This window comes from Klenkia taihuensis (assembly GCF_900112525.1).
In the GTDB taxonomy this organism is placed as follows: domain Bacteria; phylum Actinomycetota; class Actinomycetes; order Mycobacteriales; family Geodermatophilaceae; genus Klenkia; species Klenkia taihuensis.
In genome coordinates this window covers 214,001-229,203 of the sequence record NZ_FOMD01000003.1, presented here as the reverse complement: position 1 = coordinate 229,203, position 15,203 = coordinate 214,001, and the positions used below count along the sequence as shown (strand labels likewise).

At 74.5% G+C, this 15,203-nt stretch carries 15 protein-coding genes; 11 read left to right on the top strand and 4 right to left on the bottom strand.

Going from position 1 to position 15,203, the window contains the following annotated elements:
* The first annotated feature begins 17 nt into the window (after nt 1–17).
* Nucleotides 18–563, top strand: a complete 546-nt coding sequence (locus tag BM158_RS13190) for a LytR C-terminal domain-containing protein (protein ID WP_091559577.1) — start codon at nt 18–20, stop codon at nt 561–563.
* Here BM158_RS13190 and BM158_RS13185 read toward each other — a convergent pair.
* The gene (locus BM158_RS13185) at nt 560–1,375 is read right to left on the bottom strand and encodes an inositol monophosphatase family protein (protein WP_091559573.1); all 816 of its coding nucleotides are present in this window, start codon (nt 1,373–1,375) and stop codon (nt 560–562) included. The two genes, BM158_RS13190 and BM158_RS13185, sit on opposite strands and share 4 nt — an antisense overlap.
* Nucleotides 1,376–1,448: 73 nt before the next feature.
* Between BM158_RS13185 and ppgK the strand changes: the two genes are divergently transcribed.
* From ppgK to BM158_RS13160, 5 genes are all read left to right on the top strand, one after another.
* Nucleotides 1,449–2,192: a polyphosphate--glucose phosphotransferase gene (gene ppgK, locus BM158_RS13180; protein ID WP_091559569.1), complete on the top strand. Its 744-nt coding sequence runs from the start codon at nt 1,449–1,451 to the stop codon at nt 2,190–2,192.
* Nucleotides 2,193–2,338: 146 nt separating this feature from the next.
* Nucleotides 2,339–3,601, top strand: coding sequence for an RNA polymerase sigma factor (locus BM158_RS13175; protein ID WP_091559565.1), 1,263 nt, complete (start codon nt 2,339–2,341; stop codon nt 3,599–3,601).
* Nucleotides 3,602–3,921: 320 nt separating this feature from the next.
* The gene (locus tag BM158_RS13170) at nt 3,922–4,137 is read left to right on the top strand and encodes a DUF7455 domain-containing protein (RefSeq protein WP_091559561.1); all 216 of its coding nucleotides are present in this window, start codon (nt 3,922–3,924) and stop codon (nt 4,135–4,137) included.
* A 353-nt stretch (nt 4,138–4,490) separates the two neighbouring features.
* On the top strand, nt 4,491–6,689 hold the full coding sequence (locus BM158_RS13165) for a VanW family protein (protein WP_229827421.1): 2,199 nt from the start codon (nt 4,491–4,493) through the stop codon (nt 6,687–6,689).
* A 56-nt stretch (nt 6,690–6,745) separates the two neighbouring features.
* Nucleotides 6,746–7,801: a YihY/virulence factor BrkB family protein gene (locus tag BM158_RS13160; protein WP_091559553.1), complete on the top strand. Its 1,056-nt coding sequence runs from the start codon at nt 6,746–6,748 to the stop codon at nt 7,799–7,801.
* 1 nt (nt 7,802) lies between these two features.
* Here BM158_RS13160 and BM158_RS13155 read toward each other — a convergent pair whose 3' ends face one another.
* The 3 genes from BM158_RS13155 to BM158_RS13145 are packed head-to-tail and all read right to left on the bottom strand — an operon-like array spanning nt 7,803 to nt 9,002.
* Nucleotides 7,803–8,027: a DUF3039 domain-containing protein gene (locus tag BM158_RS13155; protein WP_091559550.1), complete on the bottom strand. Its 225-nt coding sequence runs from the start codon at nt 8,025–8,027 to the stop codon at nt 7,803–7,805.
* The gene (locus tag BM158_RS13150) at nt 8,024–8,359 is read right to left on the bottom strand and encodes a DUF3099 domain-containing protein (RefSeq protein WP_229827422.1); all 336 of its coding nucleotides are present in this window, start codon (nt 8,357–8,359) and stop codon (nt 8,024–8,026) included. The genes BM158_RS13155 and BM158_RS13150 overlap by 4 nt, the downstream gene beginning before the upstream one ends.
* A 58-nt stretch (nt 8,360–8,417) precedes the next feature.
* A complete protein-coding gene (locus tag BM158_RS13145; RefSeq protein WP_091559540.1) occupies nt 8,418–9,002 on the bottom strand; it encodes an HhH-GPD-type base excision DNA repair protein in 585 nt (194 codons plus the stop codon).
* A 212-nt stretch (nt 9,003–9,214) separates the two neighbouring features.
* Between BM158_RS13145 and BM158_RS13140 the strand changes: the two genes are divergently transcribed.
* From BM158_RS13140 to sigB, 5 genes are all read left to right on the top strand, one after another.
* Entirely contained in the window at nt 9,215–9,889 is a 675-nt protein-coding gene (locus BM158_RS13140) for a DUF899 family protein (protein WP_091559536.1), read from the top strand.
* A gap of 43 nt (nt 9,890–9,932) precedes the next feature.
* Nucleotides 9,933–10,589 (top strand): class I SAM-dependent methyltransferase, encoded by a 657-nt coding sequence (locus BM158_RS13135; RefSeq protein WP_091559530.1) that lies wholly within the window; start codon nt 9,933–9,935, stop codon nt 10,587–10,589.
* A gap of 120 nt (nt 10,590–10,709) precedes the next feature.
* The gene (locus BM158_RS22725; RefSeq protein WP_091559525.1) at nt 10,710–13,535 is read left to right on the top strand and encodes a putative bifunctional diguanylate cyclase/phosphodiesterase; all 2,826 of its coding nucleotides are present in this window, start codon (nt 10,710–10,712) and stop codon (nt 13,533–13,535) included.
* A complete protein-coding gene (gene dtd, locus BM158_RS13125; RefSeq protein WP_091559523.1) occupies nt 13,520–13,951 on the top strand; it encodes a D-aminoacyl-tRNA deacylase in 432 nt (143 codons plus the stop codon). The genes BM158_RS22725 and dtd overlap by 16 nt, the downstream gene beginning before the upstream one ends.
* 250 nt (nt 13,952–14,201) lie before the next feature.
* Nucleotides 14,202–15,185, top strand: coding sequence for an RNA polymerase sigma factor SigB (gene sigB / locus BM158_RS13120; protein ID WP_091559521.1), 984 nt, complete (start codon nt 14,202–14,204; stop codon nt 15,183–15,185).
* The last annotated feature ends 18 nt before the right edge of the window (nt 15,186–15,203 follow it).

Below are 15,203 nucleotides of genomic sequence, written 5' to 3'. Positions count from 1 at the left end.
CCCGGAGTGGAGCGCAGTTGACCCAGACCAGCGAGCGGCGCCCGGCCCGCGCCAGCCGCGACCGCCGTCCCCTGGTCCCGGTCATCTTCCTGCTCGTGCTCGCCCTGGCCGCCCTCGGCGTGTGGTGGAACGTCTTCCGCACCGAGGCCGCCGGCGCCCGCGCCGACGCCGCCGCCTGCTCCAGCGCCGAGGCCGCCGCGCCCTCGCTGGACCCGACCACCGTTCAGATCCGGGTGCTCAACGCCACCGACACCGCCGGCCTGGCCGGCACCGTCGCGGCCACCATGCAGTCGCGCGGGTTCGTCGTGACCGAGTTCGCCAACGACTCCTCCCCCCGCCGGGCCGAGGTGGCCGGGGTCGGCGAGGTCCGCTTCGGCCCCCGCGGCGCCGAGGCCGCCCGCTACCTGGAGCTGTTCCTGCCCGGCGCCGGCGAGTACCAGGACACCCGCGCCGACGCCACGGTCGACCTGGTCATCGGGCCGCAGTTCACCGAGCTGGCCACCCCCGAGGCGGTCGCCGCCGCCCTCACGCCCGCAGCCAGCGCCTCCGCCGCCGCCTGCTAGGGGGTGTGCGCCCGGGCGACCAGTGCCCGGAACGCGTCCGCGACGCCGGCGGGGGCGGCGGTGACGAGGGGGTCGGCCATGCGCTGGCCGGTGGTCACCTGCACCTCCAGGCCGGCCTCCTCGGCCACCAGGCAGGCGGCCGTGAAGTCCCAGGGCTTGAGGTCGAGCTGGTAGAACGCGTCGACCCGGCCCGCGGCGGCCAGGCAGATCTCCACCGCCGCCGACCCCCACCGGCGGACGTCGCGGACCTCGGGCAGCAGCCGGGCCAGCACCTCGCCCTGCCAGGTGCGGATGCCGCGGTCGTAGGCGAACCCGGTGCCCACCAGCGTCACCTCCAGGCTGGCCGGGGACGAGCAGCGCAGCGGGGTGCGGACGCCGTCGCGCTCCACCCACGCCCCGCCGCCGCGCACCGCGGCGTACACCTCACCGGTCGGGACGTCGGCCACCACGCCGGCCACCGCCACGCCGTCCACCTCGGCGGCGATGCACACCGCGTAGGAGCCCAGGCCGTAGAGGAAGTTCACCGTCCCGTCGATCGGGTCGACCACCCAGCGCACACCGCTGCTGCCCGGCCGGGAGGCCCCCTCCTCCCCCAGCACCCCGTCGTCGGGGCGGGCGGCGAGCAGGCGGTCGACCACCAGCTGCTCGCTGGCCTTGTCCACCGCGGTGACGACGTCCACCGTGGTGGTCTTGCTCTGCACGTCGTCGGCGGCGCTGGCCCGGCCGTCGGCGACCAGGGCGGCCGCCTCGCGGGCGGTGGCCAGGGCCAGGTCCAGCAGCTCGGCGGGGGCGGGACGGGGGTCTGCGGTCACGCGCTGATCCTGCCGGGTGAGGCCGCGCACGGCTGGTGCAGCCGACCGCGACCCGGATCACTAGCCTGTCGGCGTGCAGGGCTTCGGAGTCGACGTCGGTGGCAGCGGCATCAAGGGATGCCTGGTGGACCTGGACCGGGGTGAGCTCATCGGGGAACGGGTCCGCATCCCCACCCCGCAGCCCGCCCTCCCGGACGCGGTGTGCGACGTCATCGCCGACGTCGTGGGCCAGTTCGGGTACGAGGGCCGGGTCGGCGTCACCTACCCCGGCGTCATGAAGAGCGGCGTGGCCTACACCGCCGCCAACATGGACCCCTCCTGGATCGGCACCGACATGGCCAAGGCCGTGGAGACCCGCGTCCCGGGCACCGTGCAGACCCTCAACGACGCCGACGCCGCGGGCCTGGCCGAGATGGCCTACGGCGCCGGCAAGGGCCAGCGCGGCCTGGTGCTCATGCTGACCTTCGGCACCGGCATCGGCAGCGCGCTGTTCATCGACGGCGTGCTGGTGCCCAACACCGAGTTCGGGCACATCGAGGTCGACGGCAAGGACGGCGAGAAGGCCGCCTCGGCCGCCGCCCGCGAGCGCGAGGACCTCTCCTACCCCGACTGGGCCGCCCGGGTCGACCGCTACCTCGACACCCTCGAGCGGGGCCTGTGGCCCGACCTCATCGTGGTCGGCGGCGGGGTCAGCAAGAAGGCGCACAAGTGGGTGCCGCTGCTGTCCACCCGCACCCGGGTCGTGCCCGCGGAGCTGCTCAACGACGCCGGGATCGTGGGCGCCGCGCTCGCCGCGGAGCAGCGCATCGGCCAGTAGCCGGTCGCGCACAACCGTTCCGGACCGGCCGCGTGCCGGATCCCGCCGCCGGCGACGTGACCCTCGCTACACTGTCGGCGTCCCCGAGCGTCGCCGGTCAGCCTGACGGCGCCGGGGCACGCGCCGCAGCACGGGAAGGAACTCGAGTGCCCGCCGCCAAGTCCGCCGGGGCCAGCGCCACGGCTCCTGCCGCCGCCAAGCGTCCCCGTCGCACCAAGCCCACCATCTCCCCCTCCCCCGGCCAGGACGCCCCCGAGGGCACCGTCCTCACCGCGGTCGCCACCGAGGACAGCACCGTCGCCGTCGTCGGCGGCGCGAAGGGCCTCGCGCTGGACGAGTCCGCCGTCGTCGGCAAGGACGGCGTCGCCGAGGGCCCGGAGGACGACGACGCCGACGGCGACGCCGGCACCCCCGCCGCCGACTCGGAGTGGGAGGACGAGGAGGAGTCCGAGGCGCTGCGCAAGGCGCGCAAGGACGCCGAGCTCACCGCCTCCGCCGACTCGGTCCGGGCCTACCTCAAGCAGATCGGCAAGGTCGCGCTGCTCACCGCCGAGGAGGAGGTCGACCTCGCCAAGCGGATCGAGGCCGGCCTCTACGGCTCCGAGCGGCTGCGCCAGGTCGAGGAGACCGGCACCAAGCTCACCCCGCAGATGCGCCGGGACCTGAACTGGATCATCCGCGACGGCGAGCGCGCCAAGAACCACCTGCTCGAGGCCAACCTGCGGCTCGTGGTCTCCCTCGCCAAGCGCTACACCGGCCGCGGCATGGCCTTCCTCGACCTGATCCAGGAGGGCAACCTCGGGCTGATCCGCGCGGTCGAGAAGTTCGACTACACCAAGGGCTACAAGTTCTCGACCTACGCCACCTGGTGGATCCGCCAGGCCATCACCCGCGCGATGGCCGACCAGGCCCGCACCATCCGCATCCCGGTGCACATGGTGGAGGTCATCAACAAGCTCGGCCGCATCCAGCGCGAGCTGCTCCAGGACCTCGGGCGCGAGCCCACCCCGGAGGAGCTGGCCAAGGAGATGGACATCACCCCCGAGAAGGTGCTGGAGATCCAGCAGTACGCCCGGGAGCCCATCAGCCTCGACCAGACCATCGGCGACGAGGGCGACAGCCAGCTCGGTGACTTCATCGAGGACTCCGAGGCCGTGGTCGCCGTCGACGCGGTCAGCTTCACCCTCATGCAGGACCAGCTGAGCTCGGTGCTGCAGACGCTGTCCGAGCGCGAGGCCGGCGTCGTCCGGCTGCGCTTCGGGCTCACCGACGGCCAGCCGCGCACCCTGGACGAGATCGGCCAGGTCTACGGCGTCACCCGCGAGCGGATCCGCCAGATCGAGTCCAAGACCATGTCCAAGCTGCGCCACCCCAGCCGCAGCCAGGTCCTGCGCGACTACCTGGACTGAGCCCGCGCTGTGCGCCCGGTCACGGAGGCATCACGTTTCCCACTCCGGCGGGGGGCGGCGGGATTGGCGGCGGCAGCCGGCGGGCATCAGTTGTAGCGTGGAGCCGTCAACGAGAGCAGCGGAACCACGCAACACAGACCAACCAGTGCGATCCCTGCTCACCCGCTCCACACACCAGGTCCTGCACCACCCGGCACACCGCCTGCGGCGCGTCGGAGGGTCGGAGGGCCGGATCGGGAACACCGGGGGTCATCCTGGCGCTGTGCAGGAGGCCGATCCGCGAACGCGGGTCCGTGCGGTAGAGAGCGAGTGATGACCAGATGACCCAGACCCTGACGACGAACCGTTCCACCGATGACCTGGTCGTTCCCTTCCACTGCGACCGGTGCGGTGCACTGGCCAAGGTGCGGGTCGTGCTCGCGAGCGGCAGCGACCTCGTCTTCTGCGGGCACCACGCCCGCGAGTACGACGCGAAGCTGCGCGACATCGCCATCGAGATCATCGACGCGGACAGCGAGCAGCCCGTCACCGCCTGACCGAGGCGCTATCGTCGCGCACAGCGATGGAGCTCTCACCCGACGACGCCGCCGGCGCCCACCCCCTCGCGGGGCGCGGTTCCGGCGGCGTCGCCGCGTCCGGGGCTCCTGGACCGGCCGACCGACAGCGAGCGTGACCTGCGATGAGCGACGAGACCCCCCGCCGCGACCCTGACCCTCGACCCGAGGGTGAGTCCCCGGGTGGTGGCGACGACCGGACCGCCCGGCTCCAGCCCGACGGCACCGTCGGCTCGGGCCGCCCGTCCGCTCCCCCGGCCGTCGAGCGCCCCCGCCCCGCCGCACCCGGCTGGGGTGGGCAGACCCCGGTCGCCCCACCCGGCCAGCCCCTCCCGGTGACCCCCCGCCGGCGCGCCGCCGACGCCGACGTGCCGCCCCCGCTGCCGGTCGACCAGACGCCCACCGGCGAGCTGCGGGCCGGCGCGCCCCAGGACGAGGCCGACTCGACCCAGGTCATCGGCGCCGTCCCCCCGGCCGACGTCCCCGCCGAGGACGACGCCCCCCGCGCGGTCGACGAGCCGGACCCGGTCGACGAGCAGCCCGCCGAGCCCGCCGCCGACGACGCGGCCGACGACACGGCCGAGGTGGACCCCGTCCGGGACGACCCGGCCAGCGCTGACGACCCCGGGCCCGCCGACGTGGAGCAGACCGCCGAGGTCCCCGCGGCCGTCGCCCCCCGCGACGTGCCCGACGACGACCCCGCACCCACCCGCGCCGCCGACGCCGAGGAGCCCCCGCCCGCGGGCCCCACCGCCGACGACGGCACCCACCGCCCCCGCTGGCGGCGTCCCGCGGTCCTGGTGCCCGCCGCGCTGCTGCTCGCCCTCGGCGTGGCCTACGGCGTCGACCTGGCCGTGGCCGGCGACGACGTCCCCCGCAACACCGTGGTCGCCGGCGTGCCGATCGGCGGCCTGTCCCCGAGCGCGGCGTCCCAGGCCCTCACCGAGCAGCTCGCCCCCCGGGTCACCGCCGACCACGTGCTGGTCGCCGACGACGTGCAGGGCGTGCTCTCCCCCGCCACCGCCGGCATCACCCTCGACGTCGACCAGACGGTGCAGGCCGCCTCCGGGCAGCCGCTCAACCCCTGGACCCGGCTGGTGTCGGTGTTCACCGAGCGCGACGTCACCCCCGTCATCACCGGCGACGAGACCGCGCTCATGGCCCAGGTCGACGCGTTCGCCGAGACGGTGGACCGCGCCCCGGTCGACGCCACCATCGCCCTCGAGGGCACCGCGGCCTCGGTCGTGCCCGCCGTCACCGGCCGGCAGCTGGACCGCGAGGCGGCCGGCGACGCCGTCACCGAGGCGCTGTCCTCCGGCGGCGACCCGGCCACGCCCATCGAGCTGCCGGTCGACACCGTCGACGTCCAGGTCCAGGACGACGCCGCGCAGCAGGCCCTGGACGACGTCGTCACCCCCGCCCTGGCCGCACCGGTGACCGTCGACGGCGACGACGGCACCACCGCGGAGCTGTCCGCCGACGGCATCGCCTCGGCGCTGCGCTTCGCGCCCGGCGAGGGCGGTGCGCTGGACACCACGCTGGACCCGGCCGCGCTGCAGACCGCGCTCGGCGACCAGCTCGGGGAGTTCGGGACGCCGGCCGAGGACGCCCGCTTCGAGATCTCCGGCGACACCATCTCCGTCGTCCCCTCGGTCGACGGCACCGGCATCGACCCGGCCGCGCTGGCGTCCTCCCTGCTCCCGGTGCTGACCGAGCCGGCCCCGCGGGCGGTCACCGCCAGCCTGGGCACGGTGCCCGCCGAGTTCACCACCGACGAGGCGAACGCGCTGGGCATCGTGGAGCCGATCAGCACGTTCACCACGAACTTCACCAACTCGGCCAGCGGCACCAACATCCGGGTGGTCGCCGAGTTCGTCGACGGCGCGGTGGTCCTGCCGGGCGAGACGTTCAGCCTGAACGGCTACACCGGCCCCCGCGGCGAGGCGCAGGGCTACGTGCCGGCCGGCGTCATCAACAACGGCGAGTTCACCCAGGCCGTGGGCGGCGGCATCAGCCAGTTCGCCACCACGATGTTCAACGCGGTGTTCTTCGCCGGGCTCGAGGACGTCTACCACAAGCCGCACAGCTACTACATCAGCCGCTACCCGGCCGGCCGCGAGGCCACCGTCTACTACGACTCCATCGACCTGCAGTGGCGCAACGACAGCCCGACCGGGGTGTACGTGCAGACCGAGTGGGTGCCCGGCGCGCTGACGGTGACCTTCTGGGGCACCAAGCGCTACGACGTCGAGTCGGTCAGCAGCGACCGGTACAACGTGCGGACGCCGGTGGTGCAGGAGAAGCCCGACGACGGCAACTGCAGCCCGCAGGGCGGTGCGAACGGCTTCGACATCACCGTCACCCGGATCTTCAAGGACCCGGCGACGGGCCAGCAGGTGCGCACCGAGGAGTTCGACACCCGCTACGCCGCCGAGCCGGTGATCCGCTGCGTGCCGGTGGCGCCGCCCGCGCCGGAGTCCACCGCGCCGGGCGCACCGGCCCAGCCGACCGGCCGCCGTCCGCGCCGGTACTGACCCCTCCGGGTGGGCGTGTCCGCACGGGCACGCCACCGCTCCGGCACACTGGGCCGGTGGCGACCGTCCTGCCCTCGGGCTCCCCGGCCTCCGCCGGTGACCTCGGGGCCGGCGGTCCGGCCGGGTCCCCGGACGCCGAGGAGCCGGACAGACGCCGCGGGCTGGTGTCCCGGATGCCCGCGCCCCTGCGGGTGCCGCTGCAGGTGCTGGGCCGCACGGTGGCCAAGGCCTGGCAGGACCGCATCCTGGGATTGTCGGCGGAGGCGTCGTTCTGGCAGATCCTGTCGGTGCCGCCGCTGCTCATCGGGCTGCTCGGCTCGCTGGGCTACCTGAGCACGTTCATCGGCGACTCCGCGGTGGCCGAGATCGAGGCGCGCCTGGTGGAGCTGGCGTCCGAGGCGCTGACCCCCGGCGTCGTCGACAGCCTGGTGCAGCCCACGCTGACCGACATCCTGAACTCCGGGCGGCTCGACGTGGTGAGCATCGGCTTCCTGCTGTCGCTGTGGGCCGGGTCCTCGGGCGTGGCGACGTTCATGAACACCAGCGTCATCGCCTACGACCAGCGCGACATCCGCGGGCCGATCCGCACCCGGCTGATGGCGCTGGGCCTGTTCGTGGTCGCCCTGGTCATCGCGGTGCTGTCCCTGCCGCTGCTGGTGCTGGGCCGCGGAGCCCTGGTCGCGCTGCTGCCGGAGAACGTGCAGGGCACGGCGACGGTGCTGGTGAACGCGGTGTACTGGCCGCTGGTGGCCATCGTGCTCATCCTGGCGCTGACGAGCTTCTACCACGTCACGCTGCCCCGGCGGCTGCCGTGGGTGCGGCACCTGCTGGGCGCGGTCTTCGCGGCCGGGTTCTTCATCGGCGCCGCCCTGGTGCTGCGCACCTACGTCGCCGACGTGCTCACCACCGCGCTGCCCTACGGCGCGCTGGCGGCCCCGATCGCGGCGCTGCTGTTCTGCTTCTTCCTCGGCATGGCGGTCCTGCTGGGCGCCGAGCTCAACGCCACGGTGGAGGCCCGCTGGCCCACCGGGCAGCGCCGGCACGACCGCCGGCGCCGCCGTCGCCGGGCCGCGAAGATCGAGCTCGAGGCGAAGAAGCTGGGTCTGCGCTAGCTCACTTCTTGAGCTGGGCGTAGACCTCCTTGCACGGCTCGCACACCGGGCTGCCGGGCTTGGGGCTCTTGGTCACCGGGAAGACCTCGCCGCACAGCGCCTCGACCAGGGTGCCCATGACGGCGCTCTCGGCGATCTGGTTCTTCTTCACGTAGTGGAAGACCTCCGGCGGCTGCGAGGTGGTGTTCTCGCGGACGTCCGGGCGGTCCAGGATCTCGGTGCTCACGGCTCCGAGTCTATGACCCGCCCGGCGCTGGGCCGGGCCTCGAGGATCCGGTCCGGGGCGGGGACCTCGTACCGGTTCACGTCGACCTTCTTCTTCGGCGGCCGGTCGTTGGCCATCACCACGGCGATCCACGGCAGCACGGTGCCGAGGACGGCGAAGATCGCCATCAGCCACAGCGTCTGGTAGAAGATCGCGGCGAGCATGACGCTCACGATGCGGATGAGCATCGTGATCACGTACCGCTTCTTGCGCGCCGCGTGCTGGTCACCCAGGCTCGGCTGCGCCTCCGTGATGAGGACCGGCTCGTTGCGGGTCTCGCGGTTCGTGGTCACACGACCCATCGTGCCACCGGATCGGGCACCCCCGCCCGGCGTGCCGGGAAATCTCGTTTCAGCTGGTCTTCTTCGCCTTCGCGGCGGCCTTCGCCTCCTGCTTGAAGGCGCGCACCTCGGCCAGGCTGGTGGGGTCGACCACGTCGGCGACCGAACGCCGGGCGCCGTCGGCGCCGTAGTCACCGGCCGCCTCCCGCCAGCCGGGCGGGGTGACGCCGTACTGCTTGCCGAGCAGGGCGACCAGGATCTTCGCCTTCTGCGCGCCGAACCCGGGCAGCTCGCCGATGCGCCGCAGCAGGGTCGCGCCGTCCGGGACGTCGGCCCACAGCTGCTCGGCGCGGCCGTCGTGGCGTTCCACCAGCAGCCGGCACACCGCCTGCGTGCGCTCGGCCATCGAGCCCGGGTAGCGGTGCACCGCCGGCGGCCCGGCGAAGGCCGCCTTCAGCGTCTCCGGGTCGGTGTCGGCGATGGCAGCCGCGGACAGGGTGTCGGTCCCCAGCCGCTGGGCCAGCAGCGCCGGCCCGGCGAAGGCGCGCTCCATGGGGAACTGCTGGTCCAGCAGCATGCCCAGCAGCAGCGCGAGCGGGTCGCGACCGAGCAACGCGTCGGCCTCGGGGTCCTGGGCGATGCGGATGGTCGGCACGGCCGAAGTCTGCACCACGGTCGGGATCCCCCCGGGCGGGAGGTCGCCCGGCCCGCTGCCGGCTCGGGCGCCCCTGCCCGTGCGCCGCACGCGGACCGATGAGTCCTGGCCGCCCGCCGGGTCCTCCTGGTGGCACCGCTCCTCCGGACCCGCGCCGCCGGCCCGGTCCGGCGGTCGCCCGAGCACCACCGACCCGCGACAGGGGACCCACCATGAGCAAGCTGGACCAGCCCACCGCGACCCCGCCGGTGGTCGACCGCGCCCGGTTCGAGGAGGCCCTCGCCGACCAGGTCGCAGCCGAGAAGGAGGTCACCCGGCACAACGACCGGGTCTCCGCGAGCCGGCGGCGGCTCCCCATGGTCGAGGTGGAGGACTACGCCTTCGCCGCACCCGAGGGGCCGGTCCGGCTGTCCGAGCTGTTCGGCGACGGGTACCTGCTGCTGGTCCAGAACGTCATGTTCGGCCCCGACTGGGACGAGGGCTGCCCGAGCTGCACCTGGGCCGTCGACAACCTCCCCGCGAACATGGCGCGCGTGGCCGACGAGGGCATCGCCTTCGCCATGGTCTCGCACGCGCCCGTCGCCGAGCTGGAGGAGTGGCGCGCCCGCCGCGGGTGGCAGCACCGCTGGGTGTCCTCCCACGACACGACCTACCACTGGGACTGGGGGTGGACCCAGCTCGCCGACGACGGCTCCCAGGTCCTGCACCCCGGCTACTCCTACTACCTGCTCAGCGGCGGGAAGCCCTACCTGACCTACACGACCAGGGCCCGCGGCACCGAGGCCGTCCTGGCGACGGCGCACATCATGGACCGCACCGTGTACGGCCGGCAGCAGGACTGGGAGGACAGCCCCCGGGGCTGGCCGCAGGAGCCGACCTACGGATGAACCACCTCGGTGCACGACCTGCTGCCGTCGGGACGGTCCCGGGATGAGCGGTGACTGGCTGTCCGACACCCGTGCGTCCTACGACGCCGATGCCCCCGGGTACGCCGAGGTGGTCCAGGGGCTGCTCGACGCGCAGCCGCACCTGCGTGCGGGGCTGGCCCTGTTCGCCGACCTCGTGCAGCGGGCAGGGGGCGGCCCGGTCGCCGACGTCGGCTGCGGACCGGGGTACGTGACCCGTCACCTCCGGGACCTCGGGGTCGACGCGTTCGGCATCGACCTCTCCCCGGGGATGGTCGCCCTCGCGCGGCGGGACCACCCCGACGTCCGGTTCGAGGTGGGCACCATGACCGACCTGGACCTGGCGGACGGCTCGGTGGCCGGTCTGCTGGCCTTCTGGTCGGTGATCCACGTCCCCGACGACGCCGTGCCCGGGGTCCTCACCGGGTTCCGCCGGGTGCTGCGGCCGGGAGGTCCCCTGCTGGTCGGCTTCCCGGTCGGGGACGAGGTGGACCACACGTCCCGGGGCTACACCGGCCGACCGGTCGCCATCGACACCCACCGGCGCCCGCTGCGGACGATGGTGGGCTGGCTGCGGGACGCCGGGTTCTCGATCGAGGCCACGACCGCCCTCAGGCCGGACGAGGCCGTGCCGGGAGCGCTGGTCCACGCGCGGGCACCCGGGACGCCGGGCGGCGGCTGACACGTCGCCGACATCGACCACCTGCCGCCGGCGACGGCAGCACCGACTGCGCAGGAGCACGGGCGTGCTCGCCGGGGCGGGAGCGTCGGCCCGGTCGGCGCGCGGCCCTGACCCGGAGGGGTGAGGGCCGCGCGGACCGGGGTCGAGCACCGCCGGGCGCGGCCGATGATCTCGTCGGCGTCGAGTACAGGGGCCTGGTACGACGACCCTCCGGAGCCTGAGCTGAACACCCCTGGTGCCCGCGGCGGAGCCCTCTCCGCCCCCGGCCTCGTCCTCCTCGCCGTCCTGGGTGCCCTGGCCCTGGGCCGGTCCCTCCTGCCCGCCGGCACCGCCGCCGAGGTGAGCTACCTCGTCGTCGTGACCGGTGCATCGGTCTCGGCCTGGTGGGCGGTCGCGCACAGCGGCCGCGCCGGGTTCTGGACCGCGGCGGGGATCACCCTGTCCTGCGCCGGGGACTGGCTGTGGCAGGTCGGGGCCTGGTCCGGCGCGCCCGAGGCCTCCGTCTCGGTCGCCGACGCCGCCTACCTGGGCTCCTACGTCGCGGTCGCGCTGGGGCTGCGCCGCGCCCTGGCCCAGGTCGCCCAGGGGTCGCGGTTCGACCGCTTCGTGGACACCGCCGCGGCGTTCCTCCTGGTCGTGTACCTGGAGTGGGTCCTCGTGCTGCACCGCACCGTCGAGGACGACTCCCTGCCGGTCCTGGTGCGGACGGTGCTGGCGGCCTACCCCGTGCTCGACGCCTGGTTGCTCGCGCTGGTGGTCCGGCTGTGCGTCCTGCGCTCGTCGCTGGGGGCCGGGGCGGTCTGGGTCGGCGCCGGAGCGGCCGCCTGGTTCCTCGCCGACCTGGGCTACCTGGTGGACGCCGACACCTCCGCGGTGCTCGACGTGGGCTGGACCCTGGGGTCCCTGGCGCTGGCCGCGTCGGTGTGGCTCACCGGTGCCGGCCCGCGCCGGTCGGCCCGCCGACGGCGGCGCCTGCCGGTCTCGCGCGCGCAGTTGACGCTGGCGCTGCTCCCCCTGGCCGTCCCCGGCGTGGTGGAGGTCGTCGCGTGGGCCCGCGGCACCGACGTCGACCCGCTGCCCGGGCTGCTGGTGACCGCCGCGGTCCTCGCGCTCGCCTACGCCCGGGCCTACCGGCTCTCCCGCCAGCAGGCCGACCTGAGCGAGGCGCTGGAGCTGCGTGCCCGGCGGGCGGCCGCCCTGGCCGTCGACTCCGCCGACGCCCTCGTCGTCGTCGACCCCACGGGCAGGGCCCTCACCGGCCCCGGGCGCCCGGCGGGGTCGGCGGTCTGGACCGCGCTCGGCGAGGACGACCCGTCCGGGCGGGCCGAGCTGCTCGACCGGGCCCGCACCGCCCCCGGGCGGACGGTCTCCGCCGAGCTGTGCACCGCCCCGGGGGCATGGGTCGAGGTCCGGGTGGTGGACCGCTCCGACGACGCCGACGTCGGCGGCCTCGTGGTGACCCTGCAGGACGTGACCGCGCGCCGCCGGGTCCAGGACGAGCTGGCGCACCAGGCCTTCCACGACGGGCTCACCGGCCTGGCCAACCGGGCCCTGTTCGACGACCGCGTCGGCCACACCCTGGCCCGCAGCGGGCGCACCGGGACCGACCCCGCCGTGCTGTCGCTGGACCTCGACGGGTTCAAGACCGTGAACGACACGCTGGGGCACCCCGCCGGCGACGAGCTGCTCCGCCAGGTCGCCGCCCGCCTGTCGGCCCAGGTCCGGCCCGCCGACACCGTCGCCCGCCTCGGCGGGGACGAGTTCGCCGTCCTGGTCGAACCGGGGCCGGCCGACACCGGGGAGAGCCACCGCGCCCTCGCCGACCGGCTGGTCGCGGCGGTCGGCGCGGCCTACGACCTGGCCGGGCGGACCGTGCACGTCGGCGCGAGCGTGGGCCTCGTCGTCGCCGACCCCGATGCCGGACCGACGGCTGCCTCGCTCCTGCGCGACGCCGACACCGCGCTCTACCGCGCCAAGAGCCGGGGCAAGGGCCAGGTGGTGGTCTTCGCCCCCGACATGCGCGCCGAGCTGCTGCTGCACACGCAGCTGGTCGCGGACCTCCCCGGCGCACTCGCCGGGGGGCAGCTGCGGGTGGCCTACCAGCCCGTGGTCGACCTCGGGTCCGGCGACCTCGAGGGGTTCGAGGCGCTGCTGCGCTGGCAGCACCCGACGCTGGGCGCCGTCTCGCCGGCCACCTTCGTCCCGCTGGCCGAGGAGAACGGGCTCATCGAGGAGATCGGCCGCTGGGTGCTCGGCGAGGCGTGCGCGGCCGCCGCGGCCTGGCGTGCCGGGACGCCGGGCGCGGACCTGACCATCGCGGTGAACCTGTCGGGCCGGCAGCTGCGGTCCCCCCGGCTGGTCGGCGACGTCGCCGCGGCGCTGGACCGCACGGGGCTGACCCCGCACGCGCTGTGCCTGGAGCTGACCGAGACCGCCCTGGTCCACGACGCCGAGCAGGCCGCCCGCACCCTGCACGAGCTGCGCGGGCTGGGGGTCCGGCTCGCCGTCGACGACTTCGGGACCGGCTTCTCGTCCTTGACCCACCTGCGGCAGTTCCCGGTCGACGTGCTCAAGATCGACCGTTCCTTCGTCAGCGGGGTCGGTCCGGACGTGGCCGCGCCGCCCGTGGTGCTGGGCCTGCTCGAGCTCGCCCGGGTGATGGGTCTGGACGTGGTGGCCGAGGGCGTGGAGTCCGAGGACCAGCGGGCACACCTGCGCGACCAGGGCTGCCGGTCGGCCCAGGGGTGGCTGTTCTCCCCCGCCCTCGAGCGCGACGCCGCGGATGCCCGCGTGGCCGGGGCCGGCGACAGCTGGCCCCCGGCCCCGGACGGCGTGACCGCCCGGCCCGGGTCCACCGACGCCACCCCGCCGGTCTCGGCGTCCCTGGTCGGTGGTCCACCGCCCGGGCGCCGTGCGGCACCATCGGCCGGGTGCGCGCCGTGGTGAGCCGGGTCAGCAGTGCCTCCGTCGTGGTCGAGGGCGCCGTCGTCGGGGAGGTCGGCCGCGGGCTGCTGGCCCTGGTCGGGGTCGCCCGCACCGACGGCGAGGACGCCGCCCGGGAGATGGCCCGCAAGATCCACGAGCTGCGGATCTTCGACGGCGCGGACGGCGAGGTGTCCGCCGCCGACCTCGGGCTCCCCGTGCTGGTGGTGAGCCAGTTCACGTTGCAGGGCGACACGCGCAAGGGGCGCCGTCCGTCCTGGTCGGCGGCCGCCCCCGGGCCGGTCGCCGAGCCCCTGGTCGAGGCCGTGGTCACGGCCCTGCGGGAGCGCGGCGCGCGGGTCGCCACCGGCGTGTTCGGTGCGTCCATGCAGGTCAGCAGCGTGAACGACGGCCCGTTCACGCTGCTGCTGGAGACCTGAACCACAGTCGTGTGGTTCGGCGCGCACGTCCCGGGTACCGGCCTGCCTGCACGGCAACTGTGAGACGGACCGGTCAGGAACACCAGGGGTGGTCTCCGCCGTTGTCATGGGCGTACCACATCGGGGCCACCACCCCGAGGACGGGCCCGCCGGCGATCCCGGCACCGCTCGTCCCGCACCGAAGACGCCCGGGTGACGGCCAGCACGACCGGCGGCCATCCGACCCGAGAGGCAAGGACGAAGACCCATCGTGACGCTGTTGCAGTCCTCCCCCACCGACACCCTCAGCGTGCGCACCCCGCGACGCACCCCCGACACCACCGGCCTGGTCTCGACCGACCTGGTCCGTGTCTACCTGAACACGATCGGGAAGACCGCGCTGCTCACCGCCGAGCAGGAGGTCGAGCTCGCCAAGCGCATCGAGGCCGGCCTGTACGCCGACCGCCTGCTGGGCGAGAAGAAGCTGACCCCCGCGGTCAAGCGCGACTACACGCTGCTCGCCGCCGACGGCAAGGCCGCCAAGGCCCACCTGCTGGAGGCCAACCTCCGCCTGGTCGTGTCGGTGGCCAAGCGGTACACCGGCCACGGCATGACGTTCCTGGACCTGATCCAGGAGGGCAACGTCGGCCTCATCCGCGCCGTGGAGAAGTTCGACTACACCAAGGGCTTCAAGTTCTCGACCTACGCGACCTGGTGGATCCGGCAGGCCATCACCCGCGCGATGGCCGACAGCGGCCGCACCATCCGGCTGCCCGTCCACCTGGCCGAGCAGGTCAACAAGGTGGTCCGCACCCGCCGGCGCATCCACCAGGAGCTCGAGCGCGAGCCCACCGCCGAGGAGCTCGGTCTGGAGCTCGACATGACCCCCGAGCGGATCACCGAGCTGCTGGAGTACAGCCGCGACCTGGTCTCCCTGGACCAGACCGTCGGCGCCGACGAGGAGTCCCGGCTCGGTGACTTCATCGAGGACACCGACGCCGCGGTCGCCGAGGACGCCGTCGCCTTCCAGATGATGAAGGGCGACGTCCGCAACGTCCTGGGCACCCTGGAGGACCGCGAGCGCGACGTCGTCGTCATGCGGTTCGGCCTGGACGGCGAGCAGCCCCGCACCCTGGAGCAGATCGGCAAGCGCTTCGGGCTCTCCCGCGAGCGGGTGCGCCAGATCGAGCGCGAGACGATGAGCAAGCTGCGCTCCCCCGAGCGGGCCGACGCACTCCGCGACTACCTGGCCTGAGGCAGTCCCGACGCCGGC